We start from the raw sequence: 23091 nt of genomic DNA on the forward strand, positions 1-23091 counted from the left end.
GAAACCAAGAATGAATATGATCAATGTACAGAAACTGACGCAATACCACGGGGCCCAGCTGGTATTGGACGGGATATCGTTTGAAATACAGGAAGGCGAGAAGGTAGCGCTAATCGGCAGAAACGGAAGCGGAAAGTCCACGCTGATGCGCCTGCTTGCCGGATTGGATCAGCCGAACGAAGGGCAGCTTGCCATCAAGAAGGATACAGTAATCGGGTATGTGGAGCAGATACCGAGCCATATGGATTCCTGGACGGTGCTGGATGTACTGTCCCATGGGTTGATTCACTTGAAGGAATACCGCGCGGAGATGACGGAACTGGAGAAGAAAATGAGCGATCCGGACATCGCCGGGAATGCAGAGCTACTCGAACGTGTGCTGCGCCGTTACTCGGCGCTCCAGGAGCGGTTTGAAACCGAAGGCGGTTATGAGCTGGAAGCCAGCATCGACAAAATCGCCACCGGGCTGCAAATACCCAAGAGCGAGTACGGACTGGCATTCGGCTCGTTGTCGGGGGGAGAGCAAACCCGCGTCGTGCTGGCATCGCAGCTGATCGTACAGCCGGATCTGCTCCTGCTCGATGAACCGACGAATCATCTGGATTTGGCTCGCACGGAATGGCTGGAGGAATTTTTGCGGGAATACCCGGGTACCTGCGTCATTATTTCTCACGACCGGTATTTTCTCGATCGGGTGGTGACCAAGACGGTAGAGCTCGAGGACGGAGAGGCATTCTCTGCCCAGGGTGGTTATACCGCATTCATGAAAGACAAGGAAGAACGGCTGCTGCAGCAGTTCGCCGATTACCAGGAGCAGCAGAAAGTGATCAAGAAGATGAAGGAATCCATCAAGCAGCTGGAGGAATTCGGCCGGATCGGCGGCAACGAGAAATTTTTTAAGCGGGCGGCTTCCATGCGGCGAGCGCTGGAACGGATGGAGAAGGTCAAGCGACCTGTGCTGGAACGAAGGCAGGCCGATTTCGAGCTTCATCCTCAGGATCGTTCCGGCCGCCGTGTGGCATACTTTGAACAAGTTGAGGTTCGCTATGGGAATCAGGCGGTGCTGGGAGGGGCTTCCGGTCTTATCGAATTCGGCGAAAAAATTGCGCTGATGGGTCCGAACGGCAGCGGAAAAACGACGCTGTTCAAAGTGATGGTGGGCGAGCTTATGCCCGACTCCGGGTCCCTTGAATGGGGCGCGCGAGTCGACGTGGGATATCTGGCCCAGCAGGAGGAGCCGAAAATTCCGAAGGAAACGGTGCTCCAATATTTTCGGGAGAACGCCGGGGTTGAAGAGGGAGAGGCCCGGGGGATTTTGGCAAGATATCTGTTCTATGGCGCGGCCGTGTTCCGATCGGTGGGCCAGCTGTCAGGCGGTGAATGGACACGATTGAGGCTGGCGCTCCTTATCCATCAAAAGCCGAACCTGCTGCTCCTGGATGAACCTACGAACCATCTGGATATTGCTTCCCGGGAGGCCTTGGAGGATGCGCTGCAGGGGTATCAGGGGACCGTTCTTGCCATTTCCCACGACCGTTATTTCGTAAACCAAGTGTCAGGCAAGGTGTGGGATTTGAACCAAGGGACGCTGACCGTCTTTCATGGAAATTATGATGATTTCCGGGCCAAGAAAGACCAGCTTGAAGCCGCATTGCAGTCAAGAGAACTCTCAGCTGGTACGAATGCCGTTTCTTTACCAAGGGAGACGCCGCCGTCCAAAGCCAACGAAAAGCCCGGCCAGAAATTCGAACGCAACCATCCTGATCGCTCTGCCGCGGAAAGATCCAAATGGCTGGAAGAGGAGATCGCCCGTTTGGAGACCCGCATCCGGCAGCTGGACGGTTGGCTTGAAACGGAAGGCTCGATAAGCGGCAATTCGGACATGTCGCTGCTCGAAGAGCGTTGGAACGAGCGGGAGTCGCTGGCAGCAAGCCGCGACGAGCTCCTAGCGGAATGGCTGGAGCTGTCTTAACCGACTTCGTGCAGGGAGGCCATGGTGTGTATCAGCTCCGACTCAACCTAAAAAGTACAAATCATCTGATATATAATGCATGGCTCCAGTCGTGATTTTCCTGCATATTTAGGATGTGTAACAAAGCTAGAGTAGGAGATGAATACAAATCATGAGCATGGATAAATATCAGGAAACGTACATTCAACAGAGCTTTGCCGATCGGATCGGCGGTGCTAATTACGGTAAAGATACGGCCATTTATAAATTCGAGAAGATCAAGAGAGCAAAGGCGGCTGCGAAGCAGGAGCATCCTGATACCGAATTGATCGATATGGGAGTTGGCGAGCCGGATGAGATGGCGGATGCAGGCATCGTGGCAAAGCTGGCGGAAGAGGCGGCGAAGCGGGAAAACCGCGGATATGCGGATAACGGGATTCCGGAGTTCAAGGAAGCGGCTGTTCGCTATTTGAGCAATGTATTCGGCGTCGAAGGCATCGATGCGTCCACGGAAGTGCTGCACTCCATCGGCTCCAAGCCGGCGCTGGCCATGCTGCCGTCCTGCTTCATCAACCCGGGCGACATCACGATCATGACGGTTCCCGGATATCCTGTGCTCGGCACGCATACCAAGTATTTGGGCGGCGAAGTCTACAATGTGGAGCTGAAAAAAGAGAATGCATTTCTGCCGGATCTCGGCTCGATCCCTGAGGACATTGCCCGCCGTGCCAAACTGCTCTACCTGAACTATCCGAACAACCCGACGGGGGCCAGCGCAACGGCCGAATTCTTCGCCGAGGTTGTCGAGTGGGCCCGCAAATATGGCGTGGTGGTTGTTCATGACGCACCTTATGCTGCGCTCACTTACGATGGCTTGAAGCCGCTGAGCTTCCTGTCCGTTCCTGGAGCGAAGGATGTCGGCGTGGAGCTTCACTCCCTGTCGAAATCCTACAACATGACGGGGTGGCGCATTGGCTTCATCGCCGGCAACCCGCTGGTGGTTAAAGCGTTTGGCGACGTGAAGGACAACAACGATTCCGGACAATTCATCGCCATCCAAAAGGCTGCCGCTTACGGTCTGGATCATCCGGAAATTACGGAGAAGATCGCCGAGAAGTATTCCCGCCGCCACAACATGCTGGTCGACGTGCTGAACGGACTCGGTTTTACGGCGGAGAAGCCCAAAGGCTCCTTCTTCCTGTATGTGGAGGCTCCGAAAGGCGTCAAAGGCGGACGCCGTTTTGAATCTGGGGAAGACTTCTCCCAGTACCTGATTCGCGAGAAATTGATCTCCACCGTTCCTTGGGATGATGCAGGACACTTCGTTCGTTTCTCCGTTACCTTCATTGCCGACGGCGAGGAGGAAGAGAAACGCGTCATTTCCGAAATTCGCAGAAGACTCAGCGATGTGGAATTCGAGTTTTAATTCAAGGCTATGAACATGCTTGGAACGCGACAACGTTCGACATGATTGCTGTTGACATCTCTTGTAGGGTCTGTCATAATGGGATCAATCGAATAGCACCTTTAAATCAGTCCCGTGAGGCTGGCAAGGTAACGTGAACCGAGGTTCATTAACAGGAGGCATGGCTCTGTCTGCGGATAGATGCTGCGCTTTCCACACCATCTCTATGAGATCAACTCCTTGTCCAGCCGGGCAAGGAGTTTTTTTGTGTGGAATGAATCCACGGATCGTCAGGAACGATAAAGGGCTAATCAAACGTTTAGAAGGAGGACAAGAGGATGAGCAACGAACAGCATGTGATAATGGACGAGACGGCCATCCGCCGCGCGCTAACGAGAATTGCCCATGAAATATTGGAAAAAAATAAAGGGATCGAGGATTGCGTATTGGTCGGGATCCGCACGCGCGGCGTGTTTCTGGCCCAGAGAATCGCGGAGCGAATGAACGAGATCGAAGGTACTCCGATTCCTTGGGGAGAGATCGACGTGACCTCCTACCGCGATGACCGGGACAGCAAGGGAGCCGCTGCGGAACGGGGAGAGGGAGCGAAGCACAGCCTAGCGCACCTGAACATCCATGACAAGAAGGTTATTTTGTTTGATGACGTGCTGTACACCGGCCGGACGATTCGGGCAGCGATGGACGCCCTGATGGACTGCGGACGGCCTAGAATGATACAGCTTGCGGTTTTGGCAGACCGGGGGCATCGCGAGCTGCCGATCCGGCCGGATTATATAGGAAAGAACGTTCCTACCTCCAAACAAGAGGAAATTACGGTGGCATTAACCGAAATCGACGGCAAGGACGAAGTGACCATTAGCCAAAGAGAGGAACGATAATCATGACAACAGCCATTTCATTGAAAGAACGCAGCCTCTTAGGTTTGAAGGATATTAGCAGAGACGAAATCGGATCCATCCTGAATCGGGCGGCATATTGGGAAGCGCAGTCCGAGAAAGTGGTGCCGGTACTTCAATCGAAATTTGCGGTTAATATGTTCTTCGAGAACAGCACCAGAACGAGATTCTCGTTTGAAATGGCTGAGAAAAGACTCGGTGCCCAGGTCATGAACTTTGCGGCGGCAGCATCCAGCGTCGAGAAAGGCGAGTCGATCTACGATACCGTCAGAACGCTGGAATCCATGGGAATCGACGCGGGCGTCATCCGGCTGAAGCCAGCCGGCGTGCTGCAGGAGCTGGCGGAGCGGATCTCGATTCCGCTGGTCAATGCGGGCGACGGCAACAATGAGCATCCCACGCAGGCGCTGCTTGATCTATACACGATGAAGAAAAGCTTCGGCGAGCTTAAGGGATTAACGGTATCCATCATCGGGGACATCAAGCACAGCCGGGTTGCTCGTTCGGATCTGTGGGCCCTGCAGAAGTTCGGAGCCCATGTGCAGTTCTGCGCGCCGGAAACGATGCAGGCTCCGGAGCTGGCTCAGTATGCGCCTTACGTATCGATGGAAAAGGCGCTCAAGGCCGATGTGGTGATGATGCTGAGAGTTCAGCTGGAACGCCATAACGAAGGGGTGTTCAAATCCAGCGCGGAGTACCGGGAGCAGTACGGCTTGACGGAAGAGCGGGCGGCCAAGCTGTCGGGTCACACCATGATTATGCATCCGGCACCGGTGAACCGCAACGTTGAAATCGACGACGCGGTCGTGGAAAGCCCGAGATCGATGATATTCAAGCAGATGGCGAACGGAGTGCCCATTCGCATGGCGGTCATGGAACGGGCGATGGTCTGATTCGAACATGCGGAATACGGTTTACAGAATGAATAAATATTAATAATTATACACAAACATGAATTTTTATTATACAATATACAAAGAAGCGAACGGTGCTTCTGCTGCGGAGGGGAACCAAGATGCAAATGCAAGTGATAAAGAATGCCAAAGTGATCAATGAACAAGGACAGCTCGAAGATAAACATATCGTCATTGCAGACGGATTGATTCAGTCGGTTGCGAGCGATATCGCAGCCTTGCCGGAACCGGGCGATCACGTTCAGATCATCGATGCCGAGGGCAAGCTGGTCACGCCGGGATTCATCGATATGCATGTGCACTTGAGAGAGCCGGGTTATGAGCACAAGGAAACCATCGAGAGCGGCAGCCGCTCGGCAGTCAAAGGCGGTTTCACCACCATCGCCTGCATGCCGAACACAAGACCGGTGACCGATACGCCGGAAACGGTGAAGCTCGTGCTGGATAAAGCCAGCGAGGCGAATCTTGCGAAGGTGCTGCCATATGCAGCCATTACGAAGAACGAGCTGGGCCGCGAACTGACGGACTTTGAGGCCTTGAAGGCCGCGGGTGCGATCGGATTTACGGACGACGGCGTCGGTGTGCAGAACGCACAGATGATGAAAGATGCCATGAATAAAGCGAAAGCGCTGGGCATGCCGGTCATTGCGCACTGCGAGGATGACTCGCTGGTAAAAGGAGCTTGCGTGACCGAGGGCAAATTCGCTCAGCAGCACGGCCTGAAAGGAATACCGAACGAGTCGGAAGCGATCCATGTCGGGCGCGACATTCTGCTGACCGAAGCCACCGGCGTGCATTACCATGTATGCCATGTGAGCACGGAGCAGTCCGTAAGATTGATCCGCCAGGCAAAAGCGATCGGCATCTCGGTAACGGCCGAGGTATGCCCGCATCATCTGGTTCTCTCCGACGAAGACATTCCCGGCCTTGATGCAAACTGGAAGATGAACCCGCCGCTGCGCACACCGCGTGATGTGGAGGCTTGTATAGAAGGTCTGCTGGATGGAACGCTTGATATGATCGTAACGGATCATGCACCGCATAGCGCGGAAGAGAAAGCAAAAGGCATGGAGCTGGCTCCCTTCGGCATCGTGGGATTCGAAACGGCGTTCCCGCTGCTCTACACCAAGTTTGTCGCCACAGGAAAATGGGATCTCGCCCTGCTCGTAAAACGGATGACAAGCGATCCGGCAAGAGTATTCGGTCTTGCAACGGGTGTCCTGGAAGCCGGTAAAGCAGCGGACCTGACCATGATCGATCTCGAAGCGGAGAAAGAAGTGAACCCGGAAGAGTTCGCAACAAAAGGCCGCAACACGCCATTTACAGGCTGGAAGCTGAAAGGCTGGCCCGTGATGACTTGGGTGGACGGCGAAGTGAAATGGTCCGAACAAAACGGATTCTAAGTAACAAATAGGCAAAAGACTTATAAAATAAATTACACATAGATGACAGGAGTGATCGGGATGCAGGCAAGATTGTTACTGGAGGACGGAACGCTGTTCAGCGGAAAATCCTTCGGCGCGGATGCTGAAATGACCGGAGAGGTTGTTTTCAATACAGGGATTACAGGATATCAAGAGGTGCTGAGCGACCCGTCCTATTGCGGACAGATCGTAACCATGACGTACCCTTTGATCGGCAACTACGGCATCACGCGGGATGACTTTGAATCCATTCGGCCGTTCGTTCACGGATTCGTCGTTCGTCGTCATGAGCCTGTTCCCAGCAACTGGCGTGCAGAATACAGCGTTGACAGCCTGTTGAAGGAATACGGAATTCCGGGGATCAGCGAGATCGATACGCGGATGTTAACCCGTATCATCCGTCATTACGGTACGATGAAGGGCATTCTGACCACTTCCAACAAACCGGTGGAAGAGCTTAAGGAGATGCTCGGCGATACGACGATCGCCGAACTCCGCAACCAGGTGGCAAAAACCTCAACGCCGCAAATGTTTACGAGTCCAGGTTCGAAGGAACGGATCGTTCTGGTCGACTTCGGTGCAAAAAGCGGGATTCTGCGCGAATTGACGTCCCGCGGGTGTGACGTCATGGTCGTTCCGCATGACACGACGGCCGATGAAATCCGCAGACTTCACCCGGACGGCATTCAGTTGTCCAACGGCCCTGGGGACCCGAAAGACGTGCCTTACGCAGTCAACATGGTCAAAGAACTGCTCGGCGAATATCCGATCTTCGGCATCTGCCTTGGCCACCAATTGTTTGCGCTGGCTGCGGGCGCGGACACCGAGAAGCTGAAATTCGGACACCGCGGCGGAAACCATCCGGTAAAAGAGCTTGCCAGCGGACGCTGCTACATCACTTCCCAAAACCACGGATACACCGTAAACGAAGAATCCGTCAAAGGGACGGAGCTGGAAGTTACGCATATCAACAACAACGATAAAACGATCGAAGGCTTGAAGCACTCGAAATTCCCGGCCTTCTCGGTGCAATACCATCCTGAAGCTGCGCCTGGCCCGCACGACAGCAGCTATCTGTTCGATCAATTCCTTAAAATGATAAGAGACCATAAACAGAATGAAATCCGGAAACCGCGCCAGGCGGTTCTGGCCGCAGCCGTGAAAGGAGCTCAATAATATGCCTAAACATGATACATTGAAAAAAATACTCGTCATCGGCTCCGGTCCGATCGTCATCGGGCAAGCAGCGGAATTCGACTACGCTGGAACTCAAGCCTGCCAGGCACTGAAAGAAGAAGGCATGGAGGTCGTGCTGATCAACAGCAACCCGGCGACCATCATGACCGACACCAACATGGCGGATAAAGTATACATCGAGCCGATCACGCTGGACTTCGTTACCCAGATCATCCGTCAAGAGCGTCCGGACGGACTGCTCCCGACGCTTGGAGGACAAACAGGGCTGAACATGGCGGTTGAGCTTGCCCGCGCCGGAATTCTGGAGCAGGAAAACGTCAAACTGCTCGGAACGCAGCTGGAATCGATCGAAAAAGCCGAAGACCGCGACTTGTTCCGTGAGCTGATGCGCGAATTGGATCAGCCCGTGCCGGAGAGCACGATCGTAACGACCCTGGAAGAGGCGCTTGAGTTCGCGAATGAGATCGGTTATCCGGTGATCGTGCGTCCGGCCTACACGCTTGGCGGCACCGGCGGCGGCATTTGCGCAACCGAAGAGGAGCTGCGCGAAACGGTCAGCTCCGGACTTCGCTACAGCCCGATCACGCAGTGCCTGATCGAGAAGAGCATTGCGGGAATGAAAGAAGTCGAGTACGAGGTTATGCGCGACGCCAACGATAACTGCATCGTGGTATGTAACATGGAGAACTTCGATCCGGTCGGCGTTCATACCGGCGACAGCATCGTCGTGGCGCCAAGCCAAACGCTATCTGACCGCGAATATCAAATGCTCAGATCCGCATCGCTGAAAATCATCCGCGCCCTGAACATCGAAGGCGGATGCAACGTGCAGTTCGCGCTGGATCCGAACAGCTATCAATATTACGTCATCGAGGTAAACCCTCGGGTCAGCCGCTCATCCGCGCTGGCTTCCAAAGCAACGGGCTATCCGATCGCGAAGATGGCAGCAAAAATCGCGATGGGTTACACCCTGGACGAGATCGTTAACCCGGTAACGGGCCAGACGTATGCTTGCTTCGAGCCTACGCTGGATTACATCGTCAGCAAAATTCCGCGCTGGCCGTTCGACAAGTTCATCCATGCCAACCGGAAGCTGGGCACCCAGATGAAAGCAACCGGCGAAGTGATGGCAATCGGCCGCACCTTCGAAGAATCGATCCATAAAGCGGTCCGCTCCCTGGAAATCGGCGTGCACCGTCTATACCTGAAAGGCGCGAACGAGCTGAGCGATGAAGTTCTCCAGCAGCGCCTGATCAAAGCCGACGATGAGCGGATGTTCCTGATCGCGGAAGCGTTCCGCCGGGGCTATGATCTGCAGCAGATTCAGGACCTGACGAAGATCGACTGGTGGTTCCTGGACAAAATCGAACGCCTGATCAAGTATGAAGACCATATTCGCAGCGAAGCGTCGCTGACTTACGAAACGCTGTACGAAGCGAAGCGTCTCGGCTTTACGGATCGTGCCATCGCCGAGCTCCGCGCAGAAGGCAAGGCCAGCACGCACACGACTGAGGAGTCGATCGGATTCCTCCGCCGCGAGCACGGATTGCGTCCGGTTTACAAAATGGTGGATACCTGCGCAGCGGAGTTTGAAGCAACGACGCCGTACTACTACTCCACCTACGAAACGGAGAATGAAGTCATCGAATCCGCGAAGGAGAAAGTCATTGTGCTCGGCTCCGGTCCGATTCGGATCGGTCAAGGGATCGAATTCGACTACTCCACGGTGCATGCCGTATGGGCCATCCAGAAGGCGGGATATGAAGCGGTTATCATCAACAACAACCCGGAGACCGTATCCACCGACTTTAATACGTCGGACCGTCTCTACTTCGAACCTCTGTTCTTCGAAGATGTCATGAATGTCATCGAGCAGGAGAAGCCGATCGGCGTCATCGTGCAGTTCGGCGGGCAGACGGCGATCAACCTCGCGGAGCCGCTCAGCAAAGCGGGCGTGAAGATTCTGGGCACAAGCCTGGAGAGCATTGACGAAGCCGAGGACCGCAAGAAATTCGAAGCGCTTCTGTCCCGATTGGAGATCGCCCAGCCGAAAGGTAAAACCGTAACGTCGGTCGATGATGCCGTAGAAACGGCACAATCGCTGGGCTACCCCGTGCTCGTAAGACCTTCGTATGTACTGGGTGGACGCGCCATGGAGATTGTATACTCCGACAGCGAGCTTCTGAGCTACATGAAAGAGGCGGTTAAGATCAACCCGGATCATCCGGTTCTGATCGACCGCTACATGATGGGTAAAGAAGTGGAGGTAGACGCGATTTGTGATGGCGAGACGGTGCTGATTCCAGGCATCATGGAGCATGTAGAACGTGCAGGCGTTCACTCCGGAGACTCGATTGCGGTATATCCTCCTCAGTACTTGTCTCAGGATCTGAAAGACAAGATTGCGGAAATTACGATCAAGATTGCCAAAGAGCTGAATACACGCGGACTTGTCAACATCCAGTTCGTTATCTATAAAAATGAAGTGTACGTGATTGAAGTGAATCCGCGTTCTTCCCGGACGGTTCCGTTCCTTAGCAAGGTTACAGGCATCCCGATGGCCAACCTGGCAACGCAAGCCATTATGGGCGGCAAGCTGAAGGATCTCGGATACGAGGAAGGCATGTGGCCGGAAAGCGAGCATGTATCGGTTAAAGTACCGGTCTTCTCCTTCGCGAAGCTTCGCCGCGTTGAGCCGACTCTCGGACCGGAAATGAAATCGACCGGCGAGGTTATGGGCCGTGACGTGAAGTATGCCAAGGCGCTGTATAAAGGCCTCATCGGTGCAGGCATGAAGATTCCTTCAACTGGCGCAATCATCGCTACCATTGCAGATAAAGATAAAGCCGAAGCTGCAGCGCTGCTGAAAGGCTTCCATAAGCTAGGTTATAAAATCATCGCAACAGGCGGTACTGCAGCATCATTGAAAGAAGCGGGCCTTGACGTGACGACCATCAACAAGCTGTCCGAAGGCACGCCGAACATTCTGGATATGATCCGCACAGGTGAAGCGAATTTCGTCTTTAACACATTGACCAAAGGTAAAACACCACAGCGCGACGGATTCCGCATTCGCCGTGAAGCGGTAGAGAACGGCGTTGTATGCATGACCTCGCTCGATACGGTTCGTGAGCTTCTGACGATGCTGGAGACCATCAACTTCTCCTCTGAAGCGATGCCGGTTTAAAATCGAGAAGGAGGGGTACAGATGAACGCCAGCTACAATGAAATGGCGGGCCGCCTGATGGTGGCCCTGGATTACCCGGATGCCGAGCGTGCACAAGCATTGGTACGTCAGCTGGAGGGCATCCCGTGTTATATGAAGGTCGGCATGCAGCTGTTCTATGCGGCCGGTCCTGACTTTGTGAAAGAATTGAAAGCGAAAGGCTATTCCGTGTTCCTGGATGTGAAGATGCATGATATTCCGAACACGGTCAAAGGCGGCTCGCACAGCGTAACGCGGCTGGGCGTGGACATGTTTAATGTCCATGCCGGCGGCGGCGCGCTCATGATGCAGGCGGCAAAGGCCGGGGCGGAAGCCGCAGTGGCGGACACCCCGGGTCTTGCCATGCCTACGATCATTGCGGTAACGCAGTTGACCAGCACGAATCAGGATGTCATGAATAACGAAATCGGCATTCCCGGCCAGGTGGAGGATACCGTCGTGCGTTATGCTGAGTTGGCCCGGCAGTCCGGACTTCACGGCGTCGTGGCATCCTCCCTGGAAGTGGAAGCCATTCGATCCGCCTGCGGCAAGGATTTCAAAACCGTCATTCCGGGGATCCGCCCTGCCGGTGCGGATATTGGTGACCAAGCGCGGGTGCTTACACCTGGGGAAGCGATCCGCAAGGGGAGTCATTACCTGGTTGTCGGCCGCCCGATCACCGAGTCCCATAACCCGAGACAAGCTGCAGAACAGATTATTGAGGAGATGATTCAAGCATGAGTACCATCGCGAATATTCCGCATCAGATCGCATCTTATTTGCTTAAGATCGAGGCCGTTTCCCTAAGACCTCATCAGCCGTTTACATGGACGTCGGGCATCAAGTCTCCGATCTACTGCGACAATCGCCTGACCATGTCCTATCCCGACATTCGCGATTACATTGCTGAATCGTTCGCGGCCGTCATTCGGGAGCAGTATCCGGAAGCCGAGGCCATTGCCGGAACGGCCACCGCAGGGATCCCGCACGCGGCCTTCGTATCCCAGAAGATGAACCTGCCGATGTCCTATATTCGGGACAAAGCCAAAGGCCACGGCAAGGAAAACCTGATCGAAGGTTTGATCAAGCCCGGCCAGAAGGTCGTTGTCATCGAGGATCTGATCTCCACGGGCGGCAGCTCCCTGAAGGCGGCGCAAGCGGTAAGGGACGCAGGAGCAGAGCCGCTCGCGGTGCTCGCCATATTCAGCTATCAGTTGGATAAAGCGGTACAAGCCTTCGCCGAAGCGGGAATTCCGCTGCAGAGCCTGTCCAATTACGGTGCACTCATTGACGTAGCGTTATCGGAGAACCGGATTCAAGCAGAGGACGTGGAGCTCCTTCAATCCTGGAGATCGAATCCAACCTCCTTTGGCGTATAGATATTCTTCATCCTCAGGCCGCCGTCTCTGTGAACTGACACAGAGGCGGCTTTTTTTGGTTCCCTGAAACAAGATAACGTAATATCGGCCGCGGGTTGACAGTCGAAGGACGGATCGTTACATTAGGACTGTAAGCGGCTGATTTAGCCATAGACATCCTGAAGCAGAATAGAAGGGATCTAATCTACCGATGAACGCAAAAAAAGAAGCGGTGCTTGAGGCCGGAAAGCGGTTGTTTCTGGAGCATGGGATTGTGCAAACCAGCATGGAGCAGATTGCCGAAGCTGTCCCCGTTTCCAAGATGACGATCTATAACTATTATCAGAGCAAAGAGGGCTTACTGGATCATGTGGTGGATCGCATGGTCGAGGAAATGATGGCGATCTATCGCGGGATCATGGAGCAGGCCAAAGATCCGCTGGAGGCCTTAACCATGTTCTACAGGGATCAGGAGAAGTTTTCGGCGCTCGTCTCGCAGCAATTTGTGTCGGATCTGGCCAAGTTTCCGGAACAGATGGACAAGCTGCTAGAGTTCAATCAGAAATACGTTGTGCCGGAATTCGAAATGCTGATTTTTAAAGGCCAGCAGCTGGGACAGATCCGCAAAGACATTTCCCCGCAGGTACTGGTCGCGTTTTTGACTTTCATCAAGGAATTTACGGCGCGAACGGAATGGTACCATGGTCTGGGCAGCCTGCATGCGGTCAGCGAACAACTGATGACGATTCTATATCACGGCATTATCCGAAAGGATGAGCCGCTTAATCCAACATAACCGCTCAAACATTCCAGAGGTGATTGCCAAAGCCCGGGAATGTTTTTTTATATTTTGCCGCTTGATGGTTTGGGAGCCGTCTGATTTGGGTATATGTTCCTATAAATTTAGGGCCAGGATTTGGTAGAGGGGAAGGATACGTCTCACCTATAATAGTAATGATAACTTCGAAAACAAACACAAAATAGGCGGGACTGACCGTAAGGAGGAGAGATCTTTGGAAATTCCGTCCAGGATCCAACTGACCGGCAAGCAATTCTTTGTATTAACCGGCATTGTCGGTGCGCGGGCTGTCATCGGGTTGGAGGACCCTTTTCGCGGAACGCTCACGGAAGAGATGCCTGTCGAAGTAGCCAAGATTGAGCAGGAACTGCTGGAGAAGGGTTTGATTCAAACGGCCGATAACGAGCCGGTTCTTGTGCAGGAGCTCCTGGAATACATAGAAGTATGCAGCCGGACCTTGTTAACGATTCATATGAGGGTGGCCGGTTCGGAGGAAACGTCGAAGGAGTGCTTCATTTATTACAGTTCCGGCCTTGTCGTTAAGGCAGATATCGAAATCGGGCCAGGCGGCGATAGGCTTTATGTGCTGGAAGAGCTGGGAACCCCTTCGGAGGCTTGGCTGAAGATCATCGGTTACCTGCAGCTGGAGGACCGAAAAAATCGCGATACAGGCTCACTGGCCTTGCCTAAGGGCTGGTTCCAGCAATGGATGAACGCCGAGCAAGGGGGGCAGGAGCCTCGGAAGCATTTGCTTGCTCAAGGCTATCCGGAATCGGTCGTTAATGACTTGGCTGATTGCGTAAGCCATCCGGAGAGATATGCCACCTTCACGGCATATTATTGTCCGGACCTGGACTGCCGGATTCAGGGAATCGAGCTGTTACGAGGAGCGCAATCCAATTGGCTGATTCGCAACGAAGGCGAACAGGACCAAATATGGGGCGCTACGGTAACCGAGATCATCCGGGAACTCGGCGCGGTCATCGAGCGTATTAAGTGAGAGACGTTGCATCCTGATCCCGCATACTGTAATTTTTGCCTTCTCGATCAATGACATGGAGGATTGTTAGCTATGACCAAAATACGTGTGGTACCTGAAATGCTGAACCAGCAGGGCGCAGCGGTATCTGATATTGCACGGGAAGTCCAAGCGCTTCAGGAGCGGATGCAGCAGCGCATCCAGAGCATGTCCTGGGAATCGCGCCATCGCGCCCAGGTTGAGCAGCGCCTTGCGCAATGCCGGGCCGCGTGCCAGTCGGTTGTAGGCCGTCTGGAGCAGAATCGCGGCCAGCTCGTGAAGAAAGCGGGGGATTTTTCGCAGACCGACCAATCGCTGGGGAACAACCTGAATTTCGGCAAACAATCGGTCGCCCAGGTGAGTCCGCATCTGCTGCTTCAGGCGAGTATGGCACAGAACGGAAATAAGAAGACGGATCCGCCCGTGACGGCGGCGGGCGTCGAATTCAATGCGCTCGCGCCATTCGGCGGCACGGCGGATCAATGGAAGGGCAATCCGCTTGCGGCCGCAGGGGTATTGTTCGGAACGGTAACCGCATCGGGCACGATGTACAAATACTGGGATATGTACCGGAACGGCTTCGGCGTATGGCTTGAAAAAGACAAGCGCGGCAACATGCGTGCCAATGTGACGAACGGCATGCTTGCCAATATCCGCAAAAAATCCTATGCCGAGTACAATTGGCGGAATCACCCCCGAATTCCGAAATACGTCCTGCCCGGCGCAGCCGTGAAGGACTCGCTCAGCTGGAAGGGCGGCAAGCTTGGTTATGCCGGCATCGCCATGCAAACGGTGGGAAATCTGGTCACGAATATCAATGAAAACAAGAGCGGGGCGAAAATAGCCGGAGACGCCGTCGTCGACGTGGGTGTCGGCGTGGGAACCGTTGTCGCTTCCGCAGCGGCTGGCGCTAAAGCCGGCGCGCTGATCGGGACGGCGGTGGGCGGTCCGATCGGCACCCTGGCGGGTGCGGCCATCGGCTTCGGCGTGTCGGTCGGCGCTTCCTACGTCATGGACGGCATCAAGTTCGCGGATTTTGACGGGGACGGGAAGAAAGATACCGTAACCGAAGGATTGAAAATGGGGGCGGAGAAGATAGGTTCTACGATAGCCGGATGGTTCAAATAAAGGGAGTGTCATAGATGAGCACGAAGATTTCAGAGGAAGAACAGTTTCATTTCCGGCTAATCCCCGCCGAGCAAATTCGGGGCGGCATCGTATGCTTTTTATTCATTATGCTCATCCCCGCGCTGGTCACGCTGGCGGCGCCGATGATGTCGGTGTATTTTTATGCGGCGGCGGCAGTGTGGGCGGCCATGCTGCTGTGGGGAATTGGCCTGAGCGTTAATCCGTACCGGTCTGAGGTCGGTTTTGTGCTGTACTTGGGGATTTACGGATTGGCGCTGGCGGTCACTTGCCAGCTGGCTATCTTGAAAATGATGTATGACATGGCCGGTGTCGAGTCGATCGGATATGGGCTTAGCTCGATCGCGGTGATGCTCCTGCTGCTCGTTGCGTTTTATGTTCTGCATGCAAGAGCGCTGCGGCAAGGGACGTACCAGTCCATGGAACGCAAAGGCGGCATCGGCAAAGCTGGCAAAGCGGCCTTGCTGTTGGCAGGCATCGGTTACACAGGGTATTACGTCGTGGTTGCCGTTACCGGGGACCTTGGCGGATTCGTCATGGGCATGGCGGCTTTTTCCATCCTGTTGATTCTCGGCCTGTACCTGGCCGTTGTGTTCATCCCTCGATATCGGTTCATCCAGAACAATATGGATAAGCTGAGGGCTCATTATCCCGTATTGGGATTGCCGAAGGAGCAGCGGAATGCCGCATTTCTGAACAAAATGAATCAAGGCCGCACGCCGGCGGCACCGCATCGTCAGAGTAAGAAAAGGAGAGGATCGTAATGACGCAACAACAGCAGCTGCTGCCCAACGGGTCGATCGTCATTTTGAAGGAAGGCGAGAAAAAGCTGGTGATCTATGGACGCAAGCAAATTTTGGCGCTTGAGCAGCCGCAATTGTTCGACTATCTGGCTTGTCCGTATCCGGAAGGGTATGTCAGCCCGGAGTTTGCTTACGTGTTTAACCATGAGGATATCCAAGAGATTATTTTTACGGGTTACCAGGACGAAGAGGAAGAACAATTTCAGGCCGTACTGGCTGAGACGAAGGCTACTTAGCTTGCCAGGGATTAAGGGAGGAGCGTGAGGCGGATCTATGTCAGGACGTATAGAGGTATCGCCCGAGGAGCTGCGCCGCGCGGCGGCAGACATTCGCAGCGGGAGTGACTACGGCGGGGAATTGGTCGCGAGGCTGTCCCAGGTCATTGAAACGCTGAATGCCGAATGGGAAGGCGTTTCCCAGCAGCGTTTTCGCACAGAGGCCGAAGAGACGAAGGCGCAGCTGATGAATTTCATCCAGATGATGCATTCGATGGAACAGGAGCTGATGAGCATCGCTGCCCGATTTGCAGAGGCCGACGGCCAATAAGCGAAGGGGTTATAACCCAAGACAACAATCAGCATATACGTATCCCGGCACGGTATACGGCATGGCTGATTGTTTTTATTATGGGGAGGGACGGAGAACTTCGGGGGACGGCGTTTTTTTTGTGGAAGTTTGGACATAATATGACAGCATTACATTATCATTTCGGTAAGGAGCCGCATAGGATGAACTGGGTATATTACGGAAAGCTCTATACAACCAAATTTCAGGCTGGGTGCTTCGCTAAACGTCTGGAGCAGGATGGCTGGCTGTTCGGGTATCATGATCCGCGGATGGTAGAGGTTTATCGTTCCAAGAAGGGGCGTTATGGCGTGCGATTCCTGCCTTGAGGAAATTCCATTAAAACAGCACTTGACTTGATGCAGGGGAATGGTGTATATTTATTCTTGTCGCTGTTTGATACAGCATTGACGCGGGGTGGAGCAGTTCGGTAGCTCGTCGGGCTCATAACCCGAAGGCCGCAGGTTCAAATCCTGCCCCCGCAACCAATTTTTAAACGATGTATGTATGACGTCCTTATGTTTATGTGTACATGTATGTTCAGGGCCCTTAGCTCAGTTGGTTAGAGCGGTCGGCTCATAACCGACTGGTCGGGGGTTCGAGTCCCTCAGGGCCCACTTTATGAAAACCCTTGCGATGCAAGGGTTTTTTGCTGTTTACAGGACTGTTTAGACCAACGATATGAGATTTTACGATAAGGTCAGATTGCTGCTGAAGGCATCTAAGCTTATCGGTTTATTTTTAGAAAAATTGCCCATACATAAGATATACGGTAGAAAGGAGTGTATGGGTCTTCATGCTAGAGCACATGATTATTTTACTTCGTAGTATATCAGCATTCGTTATTTTGTTGATTATTACGCGGTTTTTGGGCAAACAAACGTTGTCTAACATGAATTTTCATGAATTTGTTACGGCCGTGATATTAGGTGCAATTGCTGCGAACTTTGCTTTCAATGAAAAAATGGAAGTCATACACCTGCTAATCTCGCTTGCCGTATTTACATTTACATCATATTTTTTATCAAAGATCGTGGTGAAGAATCGTAAATTCCGCATGTGGGCTGAAGGGACGCCGAGCGTAGTTATAGAAGGTGGCAAGATCCTGGAAGAGAATCTAAGGAAAAATAAGTTAACCTTAGATACGATCAATCAGATGTTGCGACAAAAGGATATATTTGACATCTCGGAAGTGGAGTACGGCGTATTAGAGATCAATGGAAAGATATCTGTAATGAAGAAAAAGGAATACCAGAATGTAACTTTAAAAGATATGAAAAAGGGCTTGAAAGGGAATCAGCAGTTTCCGATTGAGCTTATCATGGATGGACAACTATTAGAAAATAATCTAAAAATTAATGATTTGTCCCCAGAGTGGATTAAAGAAAAATTAAAAGTCCGGAACAAAGAAATTGCAGATGTTTTTTATGCAGTGAAAGGAACCGACGGTCAGCTGTACATCGATCTTTATCGGGATAAAATACAGCATCCCGTTGATGTAGAGTAATGACGCATCACATACAGCCGGAATTTATATAATAGGAGAAGCTAAAACCCTTGCGATGCAAGGGTTTTTTGCTGTTTACAGGACGGTTTGGCAGACGCCTGAAGACACTGAAAGTATGGGTAATACCCTTAACATTAGCACAATCTGATCATGATTGCCGAAATGTCCAGACTAAGACCGTCTATGTACATAAACTGTACCATTCCACAAAGCAAGGAGGTTAAATCGGTGAGCTGCGAAAAAGGTGGTTACAACGGATACGGTAATCCAGTAGGAACTGTTCTGGTTTTATTTATTCTCTTGGTTATTATCTTGGGAACGTTTTGGATTTAATGAAGCTCCTTAATGAAGCATTCATTCATTGATTTAATTTAATTCATCAAATTACGATACTGCACCCATGTGGTATCCCCAATTACGATAAACGGGGACGGTAACTTTCCGTCCCCGTTTTTAGCATTTTCATTGTACTTAAACTGAACATTAAACAACGACACCGTAGAGATCAGTGTGGTCGTCTTAGGAACTGAAAAAAATTGTGGCAAAGGCCAACAGGTCATAAACGGTATAAGATTATGGTTCATACGCTGGGTTATCAGGGCTATATGCCGGGGGATATTTTCATTTGAGAAAATTGAGTGATTTTGACTAATCTATTGTCCATATCCATTAGTTCAATGGACTCATATATATGTTAAGGATTTCGTTGATAAAAAGGAGGAAGCACAAATGCAAAAAAGCACAGTATCAGGAAAGGCAAAAAATACGGTCAAACAACTGAAAACGCCTAGAAGACATAGCGGAATTTGGGCGGGTAGCGTTGCAAAGGCAATGAGAACGGTGATTGCCGCACAGAGATCATTGAGTGCACAAAATCCGGTTGTTATTAGTCAACGAACCAGAAGAATAAGTACGAATCGAAATTGGGTAAATGCACTAGAAATCGAGCGAAATCCGGCGTGGGTAGCGCCGCAAGCTGGTGAATCGTACGTTTGGGGAAGAAATGACCCTAACGGTCCTGCTGCTGTGGTCGCCAGAAGATTTACGATTAGAGACGATATTGAGAGAGCTAGCTTATTCCTGTCCGTGGATAACTTTGCCATCGTTTTAATCAATGGACGGTCGGTAGTTATCGACAACCCGCAGGGCAATGTTTCATTCTTTAATCCGGGAAGAACTTTTAATATCAGACGCTTCCTTCGGAGAGGTACAAACGATATCGTGATCGCCGCTTTCAACTTCCCGTCAAATGCAAACAGAAGCGGAGATAATCCAGCTGGTGTCCTTGCCCGTATCGAGATTGAACTAGAAGATTAGTCCGGTAGTAGCTCAAAGTATCCACCGGCTGAGTAGCGGCCCGTCGAGCGCGGCATAGAGCTGCTTTCGCGATATTAGCATTCCATCATAACGGAAGCGAGGGGAAGTTTTCATTCTTCCCCCGATTCCGGATGTGGTCGTTGCTTTTTTTTGCGTTTACTTAATTGCTTTGCGATGGTGTAGCCGATAAGATATGCAGCAGAAGAGGTGTTTCCGTCGACTGTATATGGAACTAAGGACGCATCTGCAACGATCAAATCTTGAACCCCGTGTACCTTTCCTTTACGGTTAACGACTCCTCCTGCGGATAAAGGAGCCATCCGCAGAAATCCTTGCTGATGGTGATTGTGATCGAAATTTTCCTTAATAAATTCTTCAAGCCTGTCATCGTCATCGATAACTTCAAATGTAGGGGATAAGAGACGATATGAAGAATCAATCTGTTCCAACTCTATGGCAATATCTTTGATATACGTCCTATAAATTCTTTTTACCGCCTCCATGTCGTCTGGATTTGAGAGAAATCCCTCATCTGCCAATACGATATTCAGCGGATCTTTGCTTTGTATGCGGATCGTCCCATTGCTCTTGGGTCGCAAGTACAGAATCGCTATGGTCAATTCTCTATCGGATCCAATGCCAACGAGTTGAACAGCCCGCTCATCCGGATCGATGCCAGATGGATCTGGCAAGAAAGCTCCTCCCGTATACAGTGCGTTGGGGTCTAAGGGAGGGAGGGGACGATCTTGTGAATTGGTAGCAAATACTGCGAAATTTAACGTATGGTTTTTTAACCTTTGCCCTACGTTTGGATTGTCGAAGATGACAGGGATTCCAGCCTTTTTCAGCATTTTGGCGGGTCCGATTCCTGACAACATCAACAACTGAGGGCTGTTGATCCCCGCCGAAATAATAACCTTTTTGCGGGAATACGCATAACAGCACTTGCCATCCTTCAAATATTCAACGCCAATGGCCCGCTTACCGGAGAAAAGAATACGGAGAACCGTTGTTCGAAACTTCACAGTTAGTTTTCTGTTATTCACTCCCCGACCAGTTGCCGTCATAATATCGCGAGACAGGAAGGCTGTGGAGGAGCTCTCCCTACGGCCATCAGGCTGTTGGTATAATTGCCAACGGGTGAACGGTCCCATGGGAGTATTCGGATCATTATAGTCAAGAATGGTCGGATAACCTGTTGCCCGCTCGATAGCAGTTGTCAGCTTGTGAGCCATCGGCGTTGGAGTTTCGGGTGCTTGCCGGATGTTAATTCTTCCTCGATACCCGTGTGCATTGATATCTGTGGTTTCCCCGTTATAATTCTCCAATGATTTGAAACGTCGAATCGCTTTATCAGGTGACCAGCGAGGTCCAAGCAGCCGTTCCCACTTTCGGAGCACGGCGGATGTCGGTCTTACATATTGTTCTCCGTTGATTGAAGAACCGCCTCCCGAGAGTCGACCTGTTGTCCATTCGAATGCGCGTTCATCAAGTTCCTCTTGGGGGATGCCTTCCCCTTGCCAAAAGTAATTCGGAAAGAAACTTTCTTCCAATTCAAGTGCAAAGGTTGAATCCTTAATCGGTTTGTCTTTGTCATGGTAACCGCCCGATTCTAAAACAAGCACGGAGGTTCGCATGTCGTCAGTAAGTGTCTTCGCAATCACGGCCCCAGCCGGACCTGTGCCTACAACGATGTAATCATAAGTTGATTTTTTCTCCATTAAAGCACTCCTTTTGGAAATGAACTAATTCAGAATATTAATTTGCTCTGACAACTGTGCTTAACTCTGCAATATGATCATGATTCAAGTGATGCTCAAATCCAGAGGAGCCTAAAAGATCCATCAGAAGACCCGATCAGCGAGATTTGTAATCGGGAACAACTTACGGTACATTTTAATGGAGTCGTTAGGGACATGTACTTCCAAACGCCGAGGCTGGTGGGATGCAGCTCATTTTCGTACATAGGATGGGGGATCAAGGTGTCAGAGTGGGTATTGAATCAGTCCTGGGGACTGCCCGTGTTGCTTGCCTTCTTAGTGATCGTATTCGTATTCGAGTCAAGGAAGGCTTTTAAGGCATATCAAGAAAAAAGACGTTTTGAACTGGGATGGGCCCTATTGTTTGCGCTTGTGGCTTTATTGGCGATTATTGTCCTGGTGGCTTATTAATACATAACAACGAAACCTAAAGACCCTGCCGGAAGTTTCCGGCAGGGTCTTGTTCTGTCATTGTCTAAGACGAGAGAGTATGTTGTTTCAGCGTATGATTACCGCTCATTCGTGACAGCTTCCGTAGCAGCCCAGGCTCTGCCGGCACGCATGGCCAAGAAAAAGCAGAGGATGAGGACGATCGATGCAGAGATGTATGGGAAGTTGATGTCCAAATCAAACAGATAACCTGCGACAAGGGGCCCCGCGATGTTCCCCAGACTGGTATAAGCCGAGTTCAGGCCGGCGACGTAGCCTTGCTGATCCTTTGCCAGCTTGGACATTTGCGTGCCGATGGCAGGACGCAGGATGTCGATCGACAGGAAGACAAGGAACGTCACAAGGAAGATTAGCCAATATTTATGCACAAACAGCGTTAACAGAATGCAGATTCCCGCTGTGAGCAAGCTGAGCGTAATGACCCTTTTCTCGCCGAAACGGTTCAGGATCCAGCCGAATATCGTTGCCTGCACGACAGCGCCCGCAATGGAGCCAAACGTAATGATCATGGCGATATCTTTAGGGGTGAATCCGAATTTATGATCCACGAACAGGCCGAACACCGTTTCATAATTGGCAAGACCGAACGACAGAACAAATACGATGATCAGACTAAGGAAATACGGCTCCCTGAACGAACGGACCAGCTGGACTGCCAGGCTCTCCTGTTTCCGTCCCAGCACGGTAGGTGCTTCTTGCTTGGCGGATGATTCCGGAAGCAGCAGCAGCGTCACCAGAGCGGCGATGCCCCCGGCTACGGCTGCAGCGTAGAAAGGAACACGAATGCCAAACTCGGCAATGAAACCCCCGATGCCGGGTCCGATAATGAAGCCTGTCGTAATCGCTGCATTAATGAATCCCATGCCCCGGGCACGTTCCTCATTGGAAGTGACGTCAGCTGTATAGGCCATGACGGCGGGCATGATGAGGGCGGCGCCGATGCCGCCCAGCATTCTTGCCGCGAACAGCAGCGTCGGCGTGCTGGCCGCTCCGAATAACCATTCCGATATGGCGAATACAATCATGCCGGAGATGATGATTTTTTTGCGGCCCATGATATCGGACAATCTTCCCGCAAGCGGCGAGAATAGCAGCTGCGTTAATGAAAAGGCGGCAACCAGCATGCCCACGGTGCTTCCGCTGATATGCAGCTCCGTCATATAGGTAGGCATAATGGGGATGACAAGCCCGATGCCGGTGAAAACTAAGAATATATTGAACATGAGGAGCAGAATGGCTCCATTGTTTCGCAATAGTAATGACATGATGATTCCTCCAAAGATAAAAAACGATTAATGATGTTGTACGGTTTTCTTTCTATACTGAACGTTCGGTTTATAATAGAGCATAAAAAAG

Annotated in this window: 21 protein-coding genes and 2 tRNA genes; 21 read left to right on the top strand and 2 right to left on the bottom strand. The window is 51.9% G+C overall.

The genetic code is table 11. The features are described 5' to 3' along the window. Positions 1-10: 10 nt before the first annotated feature. The 20 genes from MHI43_RS09245 to MHI43_RS09340 all read left to right on the top strand — a co-directional run bounded on the left by MHI43_RS09245 (position 11) and on the right by MHI43_RS09340 (position 19525). The gene (locus MHI43_RS09245) at positions 11-1972 is read left to right on the top strand and encodes an ABC-F family ATP-binding cassette domain-containing protein (protein WP_036665982.1); all 1962 of its coding nucleotides are present in this window, start codon (positions 11-13) and stop codon (positions 1970-1972) included. Between the two features lie 151 nt (positions 1973-2123). Beyond that, positions 2124-3377, top strand: a complete 1254-nt coding sequence (locus MHI43_RS09250; RefSeq protein WP_015734252.1) for an LL-diaminopimelate aminotransferase — start codon at positions 2124-2126, stop codon at positions 3375-3377. A 317-nt stretch (positions 3378-3694) separates the two neighbouring features. Continuing rightward, positions 3695-4255 (top strand): bifunctional pyr operon transcriptional regulator/uracil phosphoribosyltransferase PyrR, encoded by a 561-nt coding sequence (pyrR, locus tag MHI43_RS09255; RefSeq protein WP_015734253.1) that lies wholly within the window; start codon positions 3695-3697, stop codon positions 4253-4255. Continuing rightward, positions 4255-5166 (top strand): aspartate carbamoyltransferase catalytic subunit, encoded by a 912-nt coding sequence (locus tag MHI43_RS09260; RefSeq protein ID WP_315971980.1) that lies wholly within the window; start codon positions 4255-4257, stop codon positions 5164-5166. The genes pyrR and MHI43_RS09260 overlap by 1 nt, the downstream gene beginning before the upstream one ends. Before the next feature lie 122 nt (positions 5167-5288). Then, positions 5289-6590 carry a dihydroorotase gene (locus MHI43_RS09265; RefSeq protein ID WP_009589657.1) on the top strand — a complete coding sequence of 434 codons (1302 nt, stop codon included), beginning with the start codon at positions 5289-5291 and terminating at the stop codon, positions 6588-6590. A gap of 60 nt (positions 6591-6650) precedes the next feature. Next, positions 6651-7787, top strand: a complete 1137-nt coding sequence (locus MHI43_RS09270) for a carbamoyl phosphate synthase small subunit (protein ID WP_015734255.1) — start codon at positions 6651-6653, stop codon at positions 7785-7787. 1 nt (position 7788) lies between these two features. Then, positions 7789-10995: a carbamoyl-phosphate synthase large subunit gene (gene carB, locus MHI43_RS09275; protein ID WP_015734256.1), complete on the top strand. Its 3207-nt coding sequence runs from the start codon at positions 7789-7791 to the stop codon at positions 10993-10995. A 21-nt stretch (positions 10996-11016) separates the two neighbouring features. Beyond that, positions 11017-11754 (top strand): orotidine-5'-phosphate decarboxylase, encoded by a 738-nt coding sequence (gene pyrF / locus MHI43_RS09280; RefSeq protein WP_009589605.1) that lies wholly within the window; start codon positions 11017-11019, stop codon positions 11752-11754. Beyond that, positions 11751-12392, top strand: coding sequence for an orotate phosphoribosyltransferase (pyrE, locus tag MHI43_RS09285; protein WP_015734257.1), 642 nt, complete (start codon positions 11751-11753; stop codon positions 12390-12392). The genes pyrF and pyrE overlap by 4 nt, the downstream gene beginning before the upstream one ends. Positions 12393-12582: 190 nt before the next feature. After that, a complete protein-coding gene (locus MHI43_RS09290; protein WP_015734258.1) occupies positions 12583-13167 on the top strand; it encodes a TetR/AcrR family transcriptional regulator in 585 nt (194 codons plus the stop codon). 217 nt (positions 13168-13384) lie between these two features. Continuing rightward, positions 13385-14170 (top strand): hypothetical protein, encoded by a 786-nt coding sequence (locus tag MHI43_RS09295; RefSeq protein ID WP_015734259.1) that lies wholly within the window; start codon positions 13385-13387, stop codon positions 14168-14170. Between the two features lie 72 nt (positions 14171-14242). Further along, positions 14243-15316: a WXG100 family type VII secretion target gene (locus MHI43_RS09300; RefSeq protein WP_009589658.1), complete on the top strand. Its 1074-nt coding sequence runs from the start codon at positions 14243-14245 to the stop codon at positions 15314-15316. A 14-nt stretch (positions 15317-15330) separates the two neighbouring features. Continuing rightward, the gene (locus MHI43_RS09305) at positions 15331-16098 is read left to right on the top strand and encodes a membrane protein (RefSeq protein WP_015734260.1); all 768 of its coding nucleotides are present in this window, start codon (positions 15331-15333) and stop codon (positions 16096-16098) included. Beyond that, positions 16098-16373 (top strand): DUF4176 domain-containing protein, encoded by a 276-nt coding sequence (locus tag MHI43_RS09310; RefSeq protein WP_009589601.1) that lies wholly within the window; start codon positions 16098-16100, stop codon positions 16371-16373. Before MHI43_RS09305 ends, MHI43_RS09310 begins: the two co-directional genes overlap by 1 nt. Positions 16374-16410: 37 nt before the next feature. Beyond that, positions 16411-16683, top strand: a complete 273-nt coding sequence (locus tag MHI43_RS09315) for a WXG100 family type VII secretion target (RefSeq protein WP_009589633.1) — start codon at positions 16411-16413, stop codon at positions 16681-16683. 182 nt (positions 16684-16865) lie between these two features. Then, the gene (locus MHI43_RS09320; protein WP_009589607.1) at positions 16866-17030 is read left to right on the top strand and encodes a hypothetical protein; all 165 of its coding nucleotides are present in this window, start codon (positions 16866-16868) and stop codon (positions 17028-17030) included. An 82-nt stretch (positions 17031-17112) separates the two neighbouring features. Continuing rightward, a tRNA-Met gene (locus tag MHI43_RS09325) sits at positions 17113-17189 on the top strand. 55 nt (positions 17190-17244) lie between these two features. Next, positions 17245-17318, top strand: a tRNA-Ile gene (locus MHI43_RS09330). Positions 17319-17497: 179 nt separating this feature from the next. Further along, positions 17498-18208: a DUF421 domain-containing protein gene (locus MHI43_RS09335; RefSeq protein ID WP_015734261.1), complete on the top strand. Its 711-nt coding sequence runs from the start codon at positions 17498-17500 to the stop codon at positions 18206-18208. A 729-nt stretch (positions 18209-18937) separates the two neighbouring features. Beyond that, positions 18938-19525: a hypothetical protein gene (locus MHI43_RS09340; protein ID WP_036665978.1), complete on the top strand. Its 588-nt coding sequence runs from the start codon at positions 18938-18940 to the stop codon at positions 19523-19525. 110 nt (positions 19526-19635) lie between these two features. On the opposite strand, the gene MHI43_RS09345 is transcribed toward MHI43_RS09340, so the two are convergent. Next, positions 19636-21246, bottom strand: coding sequence for a GMC family oxidoreductase (locus MHI43_RS09345; RefSeq protein WP_036665976.1), 1611 nt, complete (start codon positions 21244-21246; stop codon positions 19636-19638). Positions 21247-21507: 261 nt separating this feature from the next. On the opposite strand from MHI43_RS09345, the gene MHI43_RS09350 reads away from it, so the two are divergent. Next, positions 21508-21696: a hypothetical protein gene (locus MHI43_RS09350; protein ID WP_228468767.1), complete on the top strand. Its 189-nt coding sequence runs from the start codon at positions 21508-21510 to the stop codon at positions 21694-21696. A 98-nt stretch (positions 21697-21794) separates the two neighbouring features. On the opposite strand, the gene MHI43_RS09355 is transcribed toward MHI43_RS09350, so the two are convergent. Beyond that, positions 21795-23000: a tetracycline resistance MFS efflux pump gene (locus MHI43_RS09355; protein WP_015734266.1), complete on the bottom strand. Its 1206-nt coding sequence runs from the start codon at positions 22998-23000 to the stop codon at positions 21795-21797. Positions 23001-23091: the final 91 nt, after the last annotated feature.

This window comes from Paenibacillus sp. FSL H8-0457 (genome assembly GCF_038051935.1).
Classification (GTDB): Bacteria; Bacillota; Bacilli; order Paenibacillales; family Paenibacillaceae; genus Paenibacillus_AQ; species Paenibacillus_AQ lautus_A.